We start from the raw sequence: 13,712 nt of genomic DNA, 5'->3' as shown, positions 1-13,712 counted from the left end.
CGCCGGGGCTCATGCGGGCATTTATGCCTGCCTCTCCCGCGTCTCCTTCAAGTCCAAGTCGTAGGCGTCGAGCATCTTGGCCGTCTTCTGCACCAGATCCCCGATCTCCTTGACTTTGACCGCCGCATCCCATCCGACCAGGTTCACCACCATGGACAGGCGCGCGTCATTCCTGAAGTGCACGCCATACGGGTCCTGGTGGTATCCCGTGACGATCGTCCCGTCCTTCATGCGGATGGTGTTCGGGCCGTCGTCCAAGACCACCAGCGGATCAAGCATGAGGAGGTATTCCTCCACCGTCCTGCTGTGCTTCGCTTTCACCGCTTCCGTCCCCTTGCCGTTACGGCTCCCGCCGGGGCTCGTAGTCCATGACGTGCGTACCGTCGTCGTCAGTCACGGTGGCCGACGCCACCCACACGTCAAGCCCGTCTGTCACCACGCGCTTACCGATCACCTGACCCTCGATCCAGAGCAGCAGCTCCGGGTTGTCACACTCGATGGTACCGATGACTTTCTCGCTGGTGTCCTTGAATTCGGTCCGCATGTCAGTATCCGTGCGGGTAGTCGGTCGGCATCGGGTCGTGGTCCTCGATGACCGGAACCGCCTTGGCCATGACCACGTGGGCACGGTTGGCGCGATACGTCTCCGCCCTCATGGCGCGGTCGCAGTCCTCCGGCGACATGTGCTGCGCCATCCGCAGATCCACGTCCTCGTCCCGCAGGCCCATGCCCTCACGGAGTGACTTGTTGTACGCGTCCGCGTACTCCTGTGCCCGTTGTTCCCCCCTGGTGCCTCGCGCGAAGCGGTAGATCCGCGCGTTCGTGTCGTACGAACCGGCTCGCACGTCGTAGTACTCCGGCGTCTCCTGTGCCATTTCGCTCTCCCCTTTCCGTCTTGCGTTTCAGCCGAAATAGCCGAACGTGTCGGCCTCGGACATTTCCATGAGCGTCAGACCCCCTGTGTCCCACACCCACGCGAAACGCTCGTCTGTGCGCTCCTCCAGGTACTCCGTGGCCTTGTCGGACAGTCCGCCCTGTTCCGTCACGGCGTCGTAGTAGGACCAGCCCTCTCCAGCCTCGTATCCCTTGGGGTCGGCTTCGAATGCCTCCAGCCACCCCGTTTGTTCGGCGTCCAGGGTCATCCCGTGTTCCATGGCGAGCCGCACTACACGTGCGTTGTTGATGTTGCCCTGGTTCTCATCGAAAACTGTCCCGAGCTGAAAATCCCCCCGCTCCAGTGCCTCGGCGGTGTAAATCATCTTCACGGCCTCGCTCATTTCTTCTCCATTCCGGGACCGATAAGAGCACTGGAAAGCCCGCCACGGCGGGCCCTCCCGAACTCCGGTCAGATCACTTCTCCCGGTGCGCCAGAGCCCATCCGTGCGGCTGTGATTCCGCGTCCTTGTCGTCCGGCTGAATGTCCACCGCAACGACCACCCAGTAGCCCGGTGTCTCCCGGATCCGCTCCTCCAGGCCGCCACCGATAAAGTACGAACTGTCGATGACCGGCCCGAGGGTCACGCCGTGAGAGATCCGCCCCTGAAACAGCTCCCACCCCTGCGAGCGGACGTACGTGACGAGATCCCGCTCGTTGGCGTCTGACACGTGGGCATCACCGTACTCGTCCCACTCGGCATCCAAGTAGATTTCCGGCGCCCACACCCCCTCCACGTCGTCCAGGATCGTGCCATCCTCCAGAACCTGAATGACGTGATCGAACTCCATGATGTCGTTCAGAGACTTCTCCGTCATTACTCCACCTCTTCCGCGATGAACGACTCGACCTCTTCCCCCACGCGTTCGGTCACACCGCCCACGTCCCGGACCGCCTTGACGCAGATCAGCTCGCCGGTACCGGAGTACACGAACAGCTCCCTCTTCGAATCCGAGAGCCGCACCGTCAGAATGTCCTGCATTTCCGTCCTCCCTTTCCCTGTGGAAACACTGGAAGGTGCGGACCGAAACCCGCACCCTCCCGAACCCCCACGGAATCAGCAGTCACCTGGAGGCTGGTCCCTCACGGAGTCCCTGCACGCCTCAGCAGGGGCAGGTGGGCTCATCCCCCTCGTACAGCCCCCCGCCCCATCTGCCCGCCGCGCCAGGGCTCACGAGGCAGCGTCTCACGCTCCACCCCGCTCCCCCCTCTCCAGCCCCGCCCGCACCTTACGCACGACCGCATGCAGTGACGCACGCGGGTGCCCCCGGGTCGGCAGCTTCGCCATACGCTCCCCCAGCAGCCCCAGCGGGTCACCGACGCGGAACGTGGCGGTAGTGGGAGTCACCTCGATCGAACCGGTGTCCGGAATGAAGAACGTCACCGTGTTGCCGGATGCCTCCAGCTCCAGGGGGACCTCCCGCCGCATTTCCGTCAGCACCTCCCGAAGTGCGGCCGAATTGCTCGGCGTCAGTCCCGTAACCTTGATTTCGGTCATGTTTCCTCTCTTTTACATCCATACGGGGATCACGCGCTGTCCCGCCGAAGCGGTAAGGAATCGGCCGATTTCCGCGAGAGAGTCACAGGAGTCGTCCCGGGGGAATTCGGTCAGACGCTTGAGGATTTGGCGCTTCAGGTCCGAATTCATGACCGGCCCGTCCCACAGGTCCATGGTCACCTTCCGCGTCGACTCGGACACTCCCTCTTCGAAGTAAGAAATATCCGGGTTCTTCGACCCCGGAATGACGTACCGGCGCCCGATGCGTACGCGGGGAGCATCCTTGATGGACTCCGTGAATCCCTCACAGACAGCGGCGTGCGCGGTGTACGCCTCCATGTAGCTACTCCACGCAGAATCCGGCGCAGAATCTTCCGGCGTTTCGCCCCTGTCCGTGGGGGTCAGTCGAACCTCAAGCCACTCACCCACCGGGCCCGAGTACGCGTACAGATACGTATGCTTCATTCCTCCCCTTCCCGCCTCCCGTGCTTCCCGATGAACCCACTGGAAAGTGCGGCATGCCACACCCTCCCGAAGTGCCACCGGTTAAATATCCTGGGCGAGATCGAGATCACACTCCCAGCAGAGCGTCATCTCGATAAACTCGCCCCGGATTTCGGCCGCGTACGGCTCGTACGTCTCCCGTACACCTTCCGTCGTACCGCATACGTCGCAGATCAGCTCCGGCTCCATCAGGTGACCCCTTTCGACGTGACACATTCACGCGAAAGTCACCCCATGTCCCCGAACTATCCGATCAGCGAATGATCTACCGGCGGAGCCCCGGCATACCCGGACCCGGCTCATTCGGCGCCGGACGATTCTGCGCATCAAGGCGCTCCCGCTCCGCGCTCCGCCCGTGCTCGGTGATGAAGCCATCACTGTCACACTCGCCGCGCTCGAAACGATGCTCCCGATAGTCCCGGCACGCACCCCTGACTATGTCTCCGTACTGCGGTCCCGTGTGAACCGGGCACAGGTCGAGATCCGGACCCGAAAACCGCTCCTCGAAGCCGCACGGGTCGATGTCCGCGCAGCAGTACCCGACGTGCTTCCCGTCCTCCCAGAGGGGGCGCATGAGCCGCGATGTGCGCCACGTGTGCCCCTCCCGGACGGTCCCCGCCTTCACCTGTGCTGCGCTCGGTCCGTAGGTGTGCGTGTGCATCCGGTGCCCTGTCAGCCACCAGCACCGTCCGCACGTCGCGGAGTAGCCGCCCGGACCCGGCGGCTCGCTGTCCCACTCCCGGTCGTTCACCTTGCAGATCGGGCACTTCGAGGTCTCCACTGTCCCTACTCCCCTCTCTTTGATCATGCGTTGCCCTCCCGCGTGACAGCGTCCCGAACCTCGATCCAGTCCACTGAATCCGAACTCACCTGAGTTCCGTCCAGGAACGTCAACCAGGTGACAGATCCGAGACTGTCCCGAATCCTCCGGGGAGTCGTGGATTCGAAATTCTCTTGACCGGACCGCAGGTACAGGGACCGATACGTGCTCCCGTCGTCCCAGCGCAGAAGATGTTCGACGTAGTCGGCCATTGCGGCGACATGCACCGAAACGCCCTGCATGGACGGGGAAGTGCCCCATACGTAGCTCGCCCTGCGTCCCCGGAAACCCTCCCGTCCGTCGAGAATCGCCCGGAGGAAATCCCGCACCGGCCGATCGGTGCGAACCCAGTTGACGACTACCGCCGTAGCATCCGTCACGCGCCGATCCCCCGCTCCCGCAGCGCCTTGACCATCCGGTCGTACGGCATCGCGGCCAGCTTGAACACTTCGGCGCGCTCCCGGTCCGTGAAGTCCCCGAGCACGTAAACGTGGGTTTCCTCCTCCTTCTCCTCGTACGGATCCGGAGTGTTCCCGGACAGCCACTCACGCTCGCTGGCTGTCTCGCCGACCGTCCCGCTGGTCGTAACGTCCGGGTGGTTCTTCGACAGGTAGTGCGCGGCCCATGCGACCGCGTCACCCTCGTACTCCTCCCAGTCGTACGCATCGACGTTTTCCCCGAACTCTGCTACGTGCGTGCCGTAGTCGTGCAGCTCCCGAACGTCTCCGTCCATCCACAGACAGTCAGGCACACAATCCGGGCCGGTCCCGTTCGCGTTGTGCCCCTCCTCATCCTTGAAAGGGCACTCCTCCCGGTACCCGGTGATGTCCCGGCGCGAAATCTTCAACATGTACGGCATACCTTTTCCCCTTTCAGCGTCCCACCCCGGAGGGGCGGAAACACTCTGTCCGCGTGCAACCAATTCCAGAGTGGAAAACCTCCACGGGAAGCACCCCGCCCTCCACGGCAACCGTGGCCGGAGGATCCATATCCGGGGACAGAAGGACCCGCCATTTCCCGTCCACCATCACATGCCACTCCCATCCCATGGCGCACCCCTCCAATCCGCTCCCGAACTTCCGGTGCTGCACTGGAAGGCACGGGAATCCGCACCCTCCCGAACGGCACCGGCCGCCCTACTGTCCCGCGAGACGCGCCGCCATGGCGTGCGCGTCGTCTTCCGTGAGCCCCCGTCCACCGTGGACCGGGCTCGTGTGCGCACCGTGATACCGGAGTACCGTCCAGCCGCTTTCGTCCGGCCCGGTCCCGTCGAATACCACCCGGTACCCTTCCGGCCCGGTATATCGCCATCCCGTGCCCGGCAGGAACGACATGCCGTTGGGGTTGCCTGTCGGGTAGTCGTTGCTGCGTTCCGTCACGTTCTTTCTCCCATCCCTCCGTCCGTCCAGTCACAGAGGGGCGCGGAATGCCTCCCACGTCCCCCTGAAACCAGGCGCACCCCCTTGGGTCCGGTCACCCCGCCGGAGGCTGGAATTCCAGCGTGAGCACGATGGCTCGGCCGCCATGCACATAGGCATGTGACGGGTTGTAGATCCGCAGCGTCCGACCCTCCACCTCGAAATCGTCCCCTTCTACCGGCAACTCGTGACGGAATTCCCGGCGCCTCCCGTTCACCTCCCGGCTCAGGAAGGCTGGCCCGCCTTTGCGGATGAGGTGCGTACGTCCGTCAGCCCGATAGGTCTGATCGGGCATCGTGAACTTGAGGGTCACGATGCGCTCCCCGCCATCCATGGCGTAGTCGTGATTGGTGACCTTGACACGCCACCCCTCCTCCACGCGCTCCCAGAGCTCCCGGAGTGCATCCATGCTTCCTGTGGCCATCTTCCGCCCTTTCTAGTCCAGAAACCCGCAGGCCCGTTCGAAGTCGGTCCAGTTGAAAGCCGCGTTCTGTTTCGCGAAGATCTTCCCGAAGCTCTTGGCCATGCGCTCCAGGGCCTCGAAAACATCAGTGTCATTCCACATCCGAGGAACGATCTCCCCGCACAATTCCATGCGGATCGCATCCACCTCACACCGAATGATCTTGGCAGCCTCTTCCGGGGTGACTCCCATACTCCCGCCCATCACTCGAAACCGAGGCACACGCTGTGGCGGAATGAATCCGTCCCGTACTGCCCGCCACCGGACACGACGTAAGCGCGCTCATGGCCCAGTTCACGGGCCCACTTCTTGGCTTCCGCACGGGCCGCACGACCGGCCGCCGCCTCATTGAAACTGGCACCCTTGACATGCACCCAATGCGCCGTACCGTTACGGATTTCCCGCGTCACCGTATACGTTTCCCGCTCCACGTCTACCCCTTTCCATGGGCTCCACCGGCAGCAATATCCCGGCCCACGGACCGAAAATCCGGCCCGCGCACCAGGAAAACACTACCCGAAATCGGCTCATGCCTAGGCCAGAATCACCGATTCAGCCACTGGTGACCGGCACCCGAGCACACCTGCCGCAGTCCATCGGCACCGGCCGCCCCGACTGGCGGTACTCCCGGCCCGTAGCCACCTCCGAACACCGCGTCAAGGTCACCCCCACGTAACTCCAGCCCGAGGCCCACAACGCGTGACGCTTCCGGCCGTTCCCGACCGTCGCGACCTCCGTGAACTTCTCCAGCGTGACCGCCATGACCGTATCCCCTTTCCTGCCACCCGTCCGGGCGGACACCAGGACACACCCCCCGCACGCGGCGATGTGCCCCCGAACCCCCCGGCAAGAGCCTCACACGGCGTACCGTGCGCGCATGTCACGCGGGTCGTTGTCCGGCAGCTCCGACAGCACCCGAAGCACCGATTCAACCTGGTCAACGGTCTGCCCGTGAAGCGTGGGGGACTTGTCCCACGCGTCCCGCGCCGGAGTGGCCGGGGTCGAGTAGTCCGCGATCCACGGCGTCTCACCGCCCCAGTGCGGACGGTTGTCGGCGATCTCCCGGATGACGAGGACTTCCCACGCGTCCGGCCCCTCCTCCAGGACCGAAGCACCGTACCCGTTCCGCAACCAGATACGGGCCACCTGCCTCCCGTCTTCGCGGATGAAAGGCCCATCCGTGCCGGAAATGTCGTTATGCAGATCCGTCAGGCTCACGGTCGCGGCCACGGTCATGGCGTCCACTGTCGTCCCCTTTCCTTAAGAATGCGAATGCTGGGAAGTCACGGGCAGATGGGTTCCCTGCTGACCCGTCCGGACTCGTCCCGGCCCACCTCATACCAGCAATGCGGACCCGGCAGCTTTCCCGTATCCACTGTGACGCGCCCCGGGTCCGACTCCTTCACCGGGCCCGGGGCGCCGCTGTCATGTGCGGCGACAGCCAGCAGCGCCGCCGCCGCACCCAGCAGGAACATGAACACCATGAGGCGGTACGTCGCGGCCAGCGAGCGCGGCCCATCGTCCCCCACGTCTTCCCCTTCCCCTGTAAGGCACTGGAACGCCCGGCCCCCTTCCGGGCGCTCCCGAACTTCACAGAGACGCGGTGCGGTAATTCCCCTCACCCAGGTACTCCCGGATTCGGTTCTGGACGCCGGACGTCTGGGGCGAGTAGAACTCGTCCGGGATCACCCAGAGTCCATCCCGCTCATCCAGCCACACGATCGGCGTCCCGTAGTGGTAGCCGACGTGCGACGCGTGCGCGATCTCCTTGTCCCACTCCTGTGGAAGCTGTGACAGTTCACCGGGTACCGGAGCCGCGCCGAACTGAGCGCCGCCGCGCGGAAGTCGCCCGGTACCACCACCCCGACCCGCTTCGATAACCACCATGAACGTCTGCCACTGGCTGTTACCGGCCACCGCGTTACGCTTCATCTTCATGCTTCGTCTTCCCTCTCCTCGTTCTTGCCTAGGCATCATATCGCGAGGTTTTCCCGCACCCCGCACATTCCCCCGCCCCCGGGGGTGACGTCCGCCACCCCCGGGAAAATCCAGCGATCACGCCATGGCGCGGGATTCCTCCGCCGACTTCCCGTGACCGATCCCGGGGTGACCGTAGCCCACCCGGTGACCCGTAACCCCGCTCCCCACCTTCGCAGCCTTACGAGCCTTCCGACGCTCCCCCGCCGGAATCGCCTTACCCGTGGCGACTTCCTTTGCCCGGAGCGCTTCCCGCGCACCCTTGGCCTGCTTTTCGAACTTGTTCACGTTCCGCCAGTACTGACGCTGTGCCGTCCGCGACAGAGCGTCGTACTCCTCCTTGGTGAAATACCCGTACCGGCCCCCGTGCTTCGGCTCATCGATCACCTTGCGGTCGGGCCGCGCCGAGCCGATCCCCCCGTCCCATGTGGACGCGTGGCCCGAATTCGGTTGCACCGGGGGCATGTCCGCACCCTGAACCATCGCGGCGCCCCGCGTTGCCTCGGTCCCCTGGTCACCCGAAGCGCGGCGCACATTCTCCGCGACCGGGGCCCGGAATTCCCGCTCCTCCTCCTCGGCCGCCGCACGCTCGGTGTCGATTTCCGCAGCGCGCTTCCGCTCGGCGGCATCCGCCACGACATCGGTCACGGCTTGCTCGCTCATGATCGGGGACTTCCCCAGCTTTGCCGGGTAGTGCGTCCCGATGAATCCCGAGCCGGTCAGCTTCACCTCACGGTGGCACTGCGGGCATACGCCCACCTCCGCGCCGTCCCCGTTCACGGAAACCGACCCGTCAACCGGTGTGATCCTGCTCCGGCCGTGAATGGCCTTAAGCGAAACGGCGCCATCCTCCCCGGCTACCTCCCGCGCACACTTCCCGTCCACCGTCACGAACACGGAACCGCTGTCCGTGCCCGGTGCGGCGGTCTCGCTCTCCAGGGTCTCCACGGCCACGGGGGCGCCCCCCGGCCCCTCCTCCATAGCCACGGGCTCACAGAACTTGTCCATCGCGCTCTTCGCGGCGCGGGCGCGCTCCAGCAGAGCATCCGTCAGGCGCTTCGCACATGCCTTGCACTGCGCCTCGCTGCCGCTCTTCTCTGTCAGCCGCGACATGTCCAGGGACTTGCCGCACAGCGTCTCACCGGTCGCACCCGACAGCGGGTCACCGAAAAACCCGTCCGGGATCATCAGGGCGTGTCCGGCACCCTTTCCGTACCCGTACCAGCGAGCGTCATTGTCCGTGTTGAGCGCGATGAAGAGTTCCATTTCCGTGTTCCCCTTTCACCCTGCCATGCATGGCAGGGAACTGACTTCCGGCCGGATTTTCAGAGCGGACGCGAAAAGCGGACTTCCGCGCCCCACATCTTGTTTTGAACGAACCTGAGGGCGGTGACGTAATTGGTCTTTTTGGTCCGGAACACCTTGCCGCCCGCATGGAATTCGATGGCGCCGGAAGAACGAACGCGCACCTGATTTCCATTGGTCAATTCGAAAACCACGACTTCCCCTTTCCGAGAGGATTTCCGCGCCGCCGGACCCTTTCAGGCCCGAATCACGCCACGGGAAGGATGCACAGAAAGCCAGAAAGGCTCACTCTGTGCATCCGTACTCGTGGCGCGCCATGATTGGCGCGCATGGCACAACGCAACGCGTCACACCATGTCAGGCGGCCGAGTAATCGCTACTTACTCAGCCGCCCCGACTGTTCAACCACCGCCCGGAGAAACCACGCTCCGAGGGGTTGTGATCATCGGTGGACAGTCCTAACCACCGTGGCATTTGGTTTGTCGGGATCACGTGAGACGCACGGGTCATCGCGCTAGGTGGTAATGGGACTCACACGCGCACACCGTGATCGGTGTGGGGGAATCGACCACTCACCTAGGGTCAATCGCTAGTCAGGGAGGCCCCACCTTTTACAGCTTCGGCTTTAGCCCTGCCCGCATACGTTCACTCACCGGACTCACCCCGGAGGGGAGTCAACAGCCGCATTCCGCACACCACCGATTCAGGTGGGATCACGCACGGTCCGCTGAGATCCGTACCCGACTTTTTCCGGAGTTCGGGTCTCCGCTGTAGTCCGTGACGCTTCACAGCGTTACGGCCGGTCGGCATTCGCGGGAACGGCTCATCACCTCAGGCACCGGAGTGCCTGCCCATACCGTTATTCAAGGAATCCGCCCCACCGTGATCGGCGATTCGGTCGGCTCCGCCATCCCTCCCGTGAACGGGAGTGTCAGGGGGTGCGCCCCGTGATCGGTGCGCTTGCCCGCCGCCTCGGCGCTCCGTGTGCGGTGCGTCGTGGCGACACCGAGAACATTGGCAGACAACGGCAGACATCACTTACGCGAAGCCAGCTGTAAATCGGGCATCAGGGGGCATAGTGGGTCGACGAGAAGACTCAGAGTGTCGCCATGCAGGCATAAACATGCAGGTCAAAGGGTATTAGGTAACAGACCGATAACATCACAAAGAAAGTTCTGACAGGTATTGTGACCTGCGAACTTACGAAAGTGCATGCCCCCTGAGCTGGGCATTCCTTGATCGCGATCACCTGGGACCGGCCCAGAAACTGTCAAAATTTACTGAAGCAATCAGGAGAGCAAACGTGTAAGTTACCTCTAGGTAACCAAAAAAGTGACGCAGCTCACATCGCAAACGGGACTGAAACCCACCAAAACGGACCCCCCTCGGACGGGGTTTACCGGCGCCACAAAGCCCGACCATCAACCTTAGAAACAACGGTCACACCCCCCGGAAACACCCCACGACACACCACCCCCCTGCCCTTTCGATCTATGAAACACAGACAGAGGAAGACAGTCACCTCTCTTTCCGAGCCAACGCACACCACCAGCCTTTCTCGCGCCATCTATCTCCACCCACACCACCCCGCAAAACCGGGCATTCCTGGCAGGGTTCTGTCTGGCCGGATACGAATCCGCTGGTCAGGGGTCTGGTGTGTGTCTGCCGTTGTGTGCGCATGGTCGGGGGGTCTGTGTGGGGGGTGTCGTGTGGTGGGTTTGTTGTGTGGGGGGTGTTTTGGCTGGTCAGGTGGTGTGTGGGCGGTTGTCTGCCGTTGTCTCCTTGTGGGGTTTGTGGAGTGCGGGGGCCTATGGGAGGGGTCTAGGGGGGTGCATGGGGGGTGTGGCCGGGGGTTGCGGTGTGGGGGCATGGGTGCGGGTGGGGGGGTGTTGCGGGGGCCCGTTCATGGGTGGGTGCCTCGCTGGCATGGGTGGTGCTGCGTGTGCCGTGCCTGTTGTGTCTGCTTTGTGTGGTGTGTGCCGTGTGTTGTGTGTGGAGGGCTTGTCTGTGCGCTGCTGTGTGCTCTTCTGCCGTTGCGCCATGGGCCCGAGTGCACCGAGGTGACGCTGCCCACCGTTGAGCCCGTCTCAGGGGGCGTTGTGTGCCGTCTGGGCACCCGCATGCGACTGGTCCCCGGTATGCCATCCGGCAACGTGGCCATGAGGGGCGCAGCATGAGCGGGCATCACCCCCCATGGCCATGCATGCCATGCACCCCTAGGCACTGGCACACACACCCCCTCATGGGTGCACAGCATGGAACACCTGTGGAAACAGCCCCGATGAATGACCGATGAATGAGGCAGTGAGGCAATGGGCTCGCTTTTCACTGAACGGTTCTTTCCCCCTTTTCCCCATGCTGCGGTATGCGCCTATTCGGTCCGCACCACATGTGCGGTTATGGCTATGCCCATTGGGTGATGAATGATGAATAAAGACTGATTGCTTTTGAATAATGGGCCATTAATACCTGCCTTATGCCTATGATCCACGCTTGGCCAACACGAGTGCATAACAATGGAGTTGAAGCATGCGACATGCAATGAACTCATGACATGCAAACAAATACATTCAACATACATGAACCAATCACTAACAACACCACACCACCACACACAACACACCCAACAATACGACCAACACACACACCACAAACACGACACGAACACCACCACAAACAAGCAATCAAACACACAGCAAAACCATCCGAAAACAAAAACAAAAAGACCTGAGACTCCCCCACCCAAAACAGAAAACCAAACTCGCAAATACAAATGGAAAATGGGGCCCAGATGTGGGGCGTGTAAACGTCTGCAACGTGGGCTCCGTGGGCCAACTTCCAGGCCAGGCTGAGTAGTTGGACTTTCAGTGGCCTCGGAAAATTTTCGCCTCGCGCGCACGCATAGGCTTGCCTAGGCGAACCTTTCGGGCGAGTGCCCTGTTCTCCCGACGCCGCACTTCCCTGGGCCGGAGGTGGCGTGTTTACCGTGTGTGACAGTCTGTATGCATGCAGCATTCCATTCTCCCTCCCCATCTGACGGCTCACCTGGCGAAGACCAACCCGAAGTTCCGTTCCCAGCTCCATCAGGACATGGGTATCCGCCACGTGCGGGCTTCACTGGATTCCAAGTCGGAGCCCGGTGAGATCTCGGTGTATGACGCCAACTCCTCGATGGATCTGCCCCCGAAGAAAAAGGCGGGCCAGAACCTCCCCCAGGCCCAGAGGGTCCGCAAGTGGGCGCAGGTTACGAGCGAGGTCATGGAGGTCGGCGACTTCCCCGACGGCGTGGTCCGCTACGGCGTGGACTATGTGAACGCCTTTTATGACGGGCAGTTCCTCGTGTTCGGCATGGGTGACGGCGAGGTCTTCGGTGACTTCACTCTTGGCCTGGACGTTTTCGCGCACGAGTTCGGTCACAAGCTGATTGATGGCGGCCCTCGGCTGGAATACTTCGGCCAGCCCGGCGCGCTCAACGAACACCTGGCCGACGTGATCGGCGTGAGCGTGCGGGAGAAAGAAGCCAAGGAGGGCGGCGACGACAGCGGCCCCAACTGGCGGATCGGGGCGGAGCTGTTCCTCGACGGCAAGTCGGCGCTCCGCGACATGAAGGATCCAGGCACCGCGTACGACAACCTGGCCCTCGGCAAGGATCCGCAGGTCGGCCACATGGACGATTACGAAGAGACGTTCATGGACAACGGCGGCGTGCACATCAACTCCGGCATCCCGAACCGTGCGTTCGCCCTGTTCGCCGAGCTGGTGGACGGCCCCGTGTGGGAGGCGCCTCTGCGCACCTGGATGCGTGCGGCAAACAAGTCGAAGCCTCAGACAAACTTCGAAGAGTTCGCAAAGTTCACCATCGAGGTCGCCGGAAAGCACGAGGACAAGGTCGCCAAGGCGTGGTCCGAGTGCGGCATCGAGATCGGCGGCTCAACCCCCACTCCCGCTCCGGCTCCGGCGCCCGAGCCCGACGAGAAGCCCGAGCCGACCCCATCCCCGAACGGTGACTCGACCTCCGAGCCCACCCCGGAGGGAGAGCCGGAGTCGGGCGAGCAGCCCACCTCCGAGCCTGCCCCGGAGGAGAAAGCGAAGGACGGCGAGGACGCGAAGTCATGATGCCCCTGCTGCTGGCGGTGATGAGCGTAATCATCGCTGTGGAGGCGGCGTTCATCATCTATCTGGTGAGCAGGTGTGACTGTGGAGACGACTGGGGTTCCTGACCAGCTGGCTGAGGCCATGGTCGGCATGATGGTGAAAGGTTCCACTCTGGCGCAGATCGCTGCGACGGTGGGCCTCCCTATTCCGGTGTGCCATGAGCGCATGTCGGCACACCTGGACAGCATGGCGACGTCCATGTCCGTCGTGCAGATGCGGATGCTCCAGCTGCGGAGGCTGGAGCAGATCCTGCCGGTTCTGTACGAACAGGCAATGTCCGGTGATTTCGCCACTCAGGGCAAGAACATCAAGAACCTGATTGACCTGATCCGCGAGATCACCGAACTCATGGATCTGAAGAAGGACAGGCTCCGTGATGAGCAAGTCCGGCTGACACAGGCTCAGACTCAGATGGTCCTGGCGACCGTCGACACGCTGCGGATCGAAATGCTCGACAAGGTGCGGGAGATGCTGAATTCGGGCGCGACGCTTGCCGACATCGAGTCCATGTGGAACGGGACTTTCTCCGAGGTGGCGGCGACTGCGGTGGAGAAGAACTCTGGTGCGATGATCCAGGTCGGACAGGGCGCGGGCCCGGTTGAGCTGACGCCGATCTGAAGGTGGAGGGTTCCGGGCCC

The 13,712-nt window shown here is 63.0% G+C and carries 21 protein-coding genes; 2 read left to right on the top strand and 19 right to left on the bottom strand.

Annotated features, from left to right (window positions below):
* Positions 1–21 precede the first annotated feature (21 nt).
* From IEJ02_RS10780 to IEJ02_RS10695, 19 genes are all read right to left on the bottom strand, one after another.
* On the bottom strand, positions 22–321 hold the full coding sequence (locus tag IEJ02_RS10780; RefSeq protein ID WP_191064559.1) for a hypothetical protein: 300 nt from the start codon (positions 319–321) through the stop codon (positions 22–24).
* Positions 322–340: 19 nt separating this feature from the next.
* Positions 341–544 (bottom strand): hypothetical protein, encoded by a 204-nt coding sequence (locus tag IEJ02_RS10775; protein ID WP_191064558.1) that lies wholly within the window; start codon positions 542–544, stop codon positions 341–343.
* A gap of 1 nt (position 545) precedes the next feature.
* On the bottom strand, positions 546–875 hold the full coding sequence (locus tag IEJ02_RS10770) for a hypothetical protein (protein WP_191064557.1): 330 nt from the start codon (positions 873–875) through the stop codon (positions 546–548).
* Positions 876–902: 27 nt separating this feature from the next.
* Positions 903–1,277 (bottom strand): hypothetical protein, encoded by a 375-nt coding sequence (locus IEJ02_RS10765; RefSeq protein WP_191064556.1) that lies wholly within the window; start codon positions 1,275–1,277, stop codon positions 903–905.
* A 73-nt stretch (positions 1,278–1,350) separates the two neighbouring features.
* Positions 1,351–1,752 (bottom strand): hypothetical protein, encoded by a 402-nt coding sequence (locus IEJ02_RS10760; protein ID WP_191064555.1) that lies wholly within the window; start codon positions 1,750–1,752, stop codon positions 1,351–1,353.
* The gene (locus tag IEJ02_RS10755) at positions 1,752–1,916 is read right to left on the bottom strand and encodes a hypothetical protein (RefSeq protein ID WP_191064554.1); all 165 of its coding nucleotides are present in this window, start codon (positions 1,914–1,916) and stop codon (positions 1,752–1,754) included. Before IEJ02_RS10755 ends, IEJ02_RS10760 begins: the two co-directional genes overlap by 1 nt.
* A gap of 204 nt (positions 1,917–2,120) precedes the next feature.
* Positions 2,121–2,432 (bottom strand): hypothetical protein, encoded by a 312-nt coding sequence (locus IEJ02_RS10750; protein ID WP_191064553.1) that lies wholly within the window; start codon positions 2,430–2,432, stop codon positions 2,121–2,123.
* A 12-nt stretch (positions 2,433–2,444) separates the two neighbouring features.
* Positions 2,445–2,771, bottom strand: coding sequence for a hypothetical protein (locus tag IEJ02_RS10745; protein ID WP_191064552.1), 327 nt, complete (start codon positions 2,769–2,771; stop codon positions 2,445–2,447).
* 207 nt (positions 2,772–2,978) lie between these two features.
* On the bottom strand, positions 2,979–3,125 hold the full coding sequence (locus tag IEJ02_RS10740) for a hypothetical protein (protein WP_191064551.1): 147 nt from the start codon (positions 3,123–3,125) through the stop codon (positions 2,979–2,981).
* 1,007 nt (positions 3,126–4,132) lie between these two features.
* Positions 4,133–4,615 (bottom strand): hypothetical protein, encoded by a 483-nt coding sequence (locus IEJ02_RS10735; RefSeq protein ID WP_191064550.1) that lies wholly within the window; start codon positions 4,613–4,615, stop codon positions 4,133–4,135.
* A 277-nt stretch (positions 4,616–4,892) separates the two neighbouring features.
* Complete coding sequence (locus tag IEJ02_RS10730; RefSeq protein ID WP_191064549.1) at positions 4,893–5,135, bottom strand: hypothetical protein; 243 nt, start codon at positions 5,133–5,135, stop codon at positions 4,893–4,895.
* Positions 5,136–5,229: 94 nt separating this feature from the next.
* The gene (locus tag IEJ02_RS10725) at positions 5,230–5,583 is read right to left on the bottom strand and encodes a hypothetical protein (protein WP_191064548.1); all 354 of its coding nucleotides are present in this window, start codon (positions 5,581–5,583) and stop codon (positions 5,230–5,232) included.
* Between the two features lie 27 nt (positions 5,584–5,610).
* Positions 5,611–5,739: a hypothetical protein gene (locus IEJ02_RS49825; protein ID WP_263407932.1), complete on the bottom strand. Its 129-nt coding sequence runs from the start codon at positions 5,737–5,739 to the stop codon at positions 5,611–5,613.
* 101 nt (positions 5,740–5,840) lie between these two features.
* Entirely contained in the window at positions 5,841–6,068 is a 228-nt protein-coding gene (locus IEJ02_RS10720) for a hypothetical protein (protein ID WP_191064547.1), read from the bottom strand.
* Between the two features lie 424 nt (positions 6,069–6,492).
* Positions 6,493–6,882, bottom strand: a complete 390-nt coding sequence (locus IEJ02_RS10715; protein WP_223863688.1) for a hypothetical protein — start codon at positions 6,880–6,882, stop codon at positions 6,493–6,495.
* 38 nt (positions 6,883–6,920) lie between these two features.
* Entirely contained in the window at positions 6,921–7,166 is a 246-nt protein-coding gene (locus IEJ02_RS10710) for a hypothetical protein (protein ID WP_191064545.1), read from the bottom strand.
* Between the two features lie 61 nt (positions 7,167–7,227).
* The gene (locus IEJ02_RS10705) at positions 7,228–7,575 is read right to left on the bottom strand and encodes a hypothetical protein (protein ID WP_191064544.1); all 348 of its coding nucleotides are present in this window, start codon (positions 7,573–7,575) and stop codon (positions 7,228–7,230) included.
* 117 nt (positions 7,576–7,692) lie between these two features.
* Positions 7,693–8,880 carry a hypothetical protein gene (locus IEJ02_RS10700; RefSeq protein WP_191064543.1) on the bottom strand — a complete coding sequence of 396 codons (1,188 nt, stop codon included), beginning with the start codon at positions 8,878–8,880 and terminating at the stop codon, positions 7,693–7,695.
* A 59-nt stretch (positions 8,881–8,939) separates the two neighbouring features.
* A complete protein-coding gene (locus tag IEJ02_RS10695; protein ID WP_191064542.1) occupies positions 8,940–9,113 on the bottom strand; it encodes a hypothetical protein in 174 nt (57 codons plus the stop codon).
* Between the two features lie 2,812 nt (positions 9,114–11,925).
* Between IEJ02_RS10695 and IEJ02_RS10690 the strand changes: the two genes are divergently transcribed.
* Both IEJ02_RS10690 and IEJ02_RS10685 read left to right on the top strand, forming a co-directional pair.
* Complete coding sequence (locus IEJ02_RS10690; protein ID WP_191064541.1) at positions 11,926–13,035, top strand: M4 family metallopeptidase; 1,110 nt, start codon at positions 11,926–11,928, stop codon at positions 13,033–13,035.
* Between the two features lie 75 nt (positions 13,036–13,110).
* Positions 13,111–13,692 (top strand): hypothetical protein, encoded by a 582-nt coding sequence (locus IEJ02_RS10685; protein ID WP_191064540.1) that lies wholly within the window; start codon positions 13,111–13,113, stop codon positions 13,690–13,692.
* The last annotated feature ends 20 nt before the right edge of the window (positions 13,693–13,712 follow it).

This window comes from Streptomyces sp. 5-10, assembly GCF_014712245.1.
In the GTDB taxonomy this organism is placed as follows: Bacteria; Actinomycetota; Actinomycetes; order Streptomycetales; family Streptomycetaceae; genus Streptomyces; species Streptomyces violaceusniger.
This window is presented reverse-complemented; position numbering and strand designations above follow the sequence as displayed.

What these genes read in the sequence shown, in the direction of transcription:
- IEJ02_RS10775 (WP_191064558.1), bottom strand. Translation starts at nt 544, where the DNA reads ATGCGGACCGAATTCAAGGACACCAGCGAGAAAGTCATCGGTACCATC.
- IEJ02_RS10770 (WP_191064557.1), bottom strand. Translation starts at nt 875, where the DNA reads ATGGCACAGGAGACGCCGGAGTACTACGACGTGCGAGCCGGTTCGTAC.
- IEJ02_RS10765 (WP_191064556.1), bottom strand. Translation starts at nt 1,277, where the DNA reads ATGAGCGAGGCCGTGAAGATGATTTACACCGCCGAGGCACTGGAGCGG.
- IEJ02_RS10760 (WP_191064555.1), bottom strand. Translation starts at nt 1,752, where the DNA reads ATGACGGAGAAGTCTCTGAACGACATCATGGAGTTCGATCACGTCATT.
- IEJ02_RS10755 (WP_191064554.1), bottom strand. Translation starts at nt 1,916, where the DNA reads ATGCAGGACATTCTGACGGTGCGGCTCTCGGATTCGAAGAGGGAGCTG.
- IEJ02_RS10750 (WP_191064553.1), bottom strand. Translation starts at nt 2,432, where the DNA reads ATGACCGAAATCAAGGTTACGGGACTGACGCCGAGCAATTCGGCCGCA.
- IEJ02_RS10745 (WP_191064552.1), bottom strand. Translation starts at nt 2,771, where the DNA reads ATGGAGGCGTACACCGCGCACGCCGCTGTCTGTGAGGGATTCACGGAG.
- IEJ02_RS10740 (WP_191064551.1), bottom strand. Translation starts at nt 3,125, where the DNA reads ATGGAGCCGGAGCTGATCTGCGACGTATGCGGTACGACGGAAGGTGTA.
- IEJ02_RS10735 (WP_191064550.1), bottom strand. Translation starts at nt 4,615, where the DNA reads ATGCCGTACATGTTGAAGATTTCGCGCCGGGACATCACCGGGTACCGG.
- IEJ02_RS10725 (WP_191064548.1), bottom strand. Translation starts at nt 5,583, where the DNA reads ATGGATGCACTCCGGGAGCTCTGGGAGCGCGTGGAGGAGGGGTGGCGT.
- IEJ02_RS49825 (WP_263407932.1), bottom strand. Translation starts at nt 5,739, where the DNA reads ATGTGGAATGACACTGATGTTTTCGAGGCCCTGGAGCGCATGGCCAAG.
- IEJ02_RS10705 (WP_191064544.1), bottom strand. Translation starts at nt 7,575, where the DNA reads ATGAAGATGAAGCGTAACGCGGTGGCCGGTAACAGCCAGTGGCAGACG.
- IEJ02_RS10700 (WP_191064543.1), bottom strand. Translation starts at nt 8,880, where the DNA reads ATGGAACTCTTCATCGCGCTCAACACGGACAATGACGCTCGCTGGTAC.
- IEJ02_RS10690 (WP_191064541.1), top strand. Translation starts at nt 11,926, where the DNA reads ATGCAGCATTCCATTCTCCCTCCCCATCTGACGGCTCACCTGGCGAAG.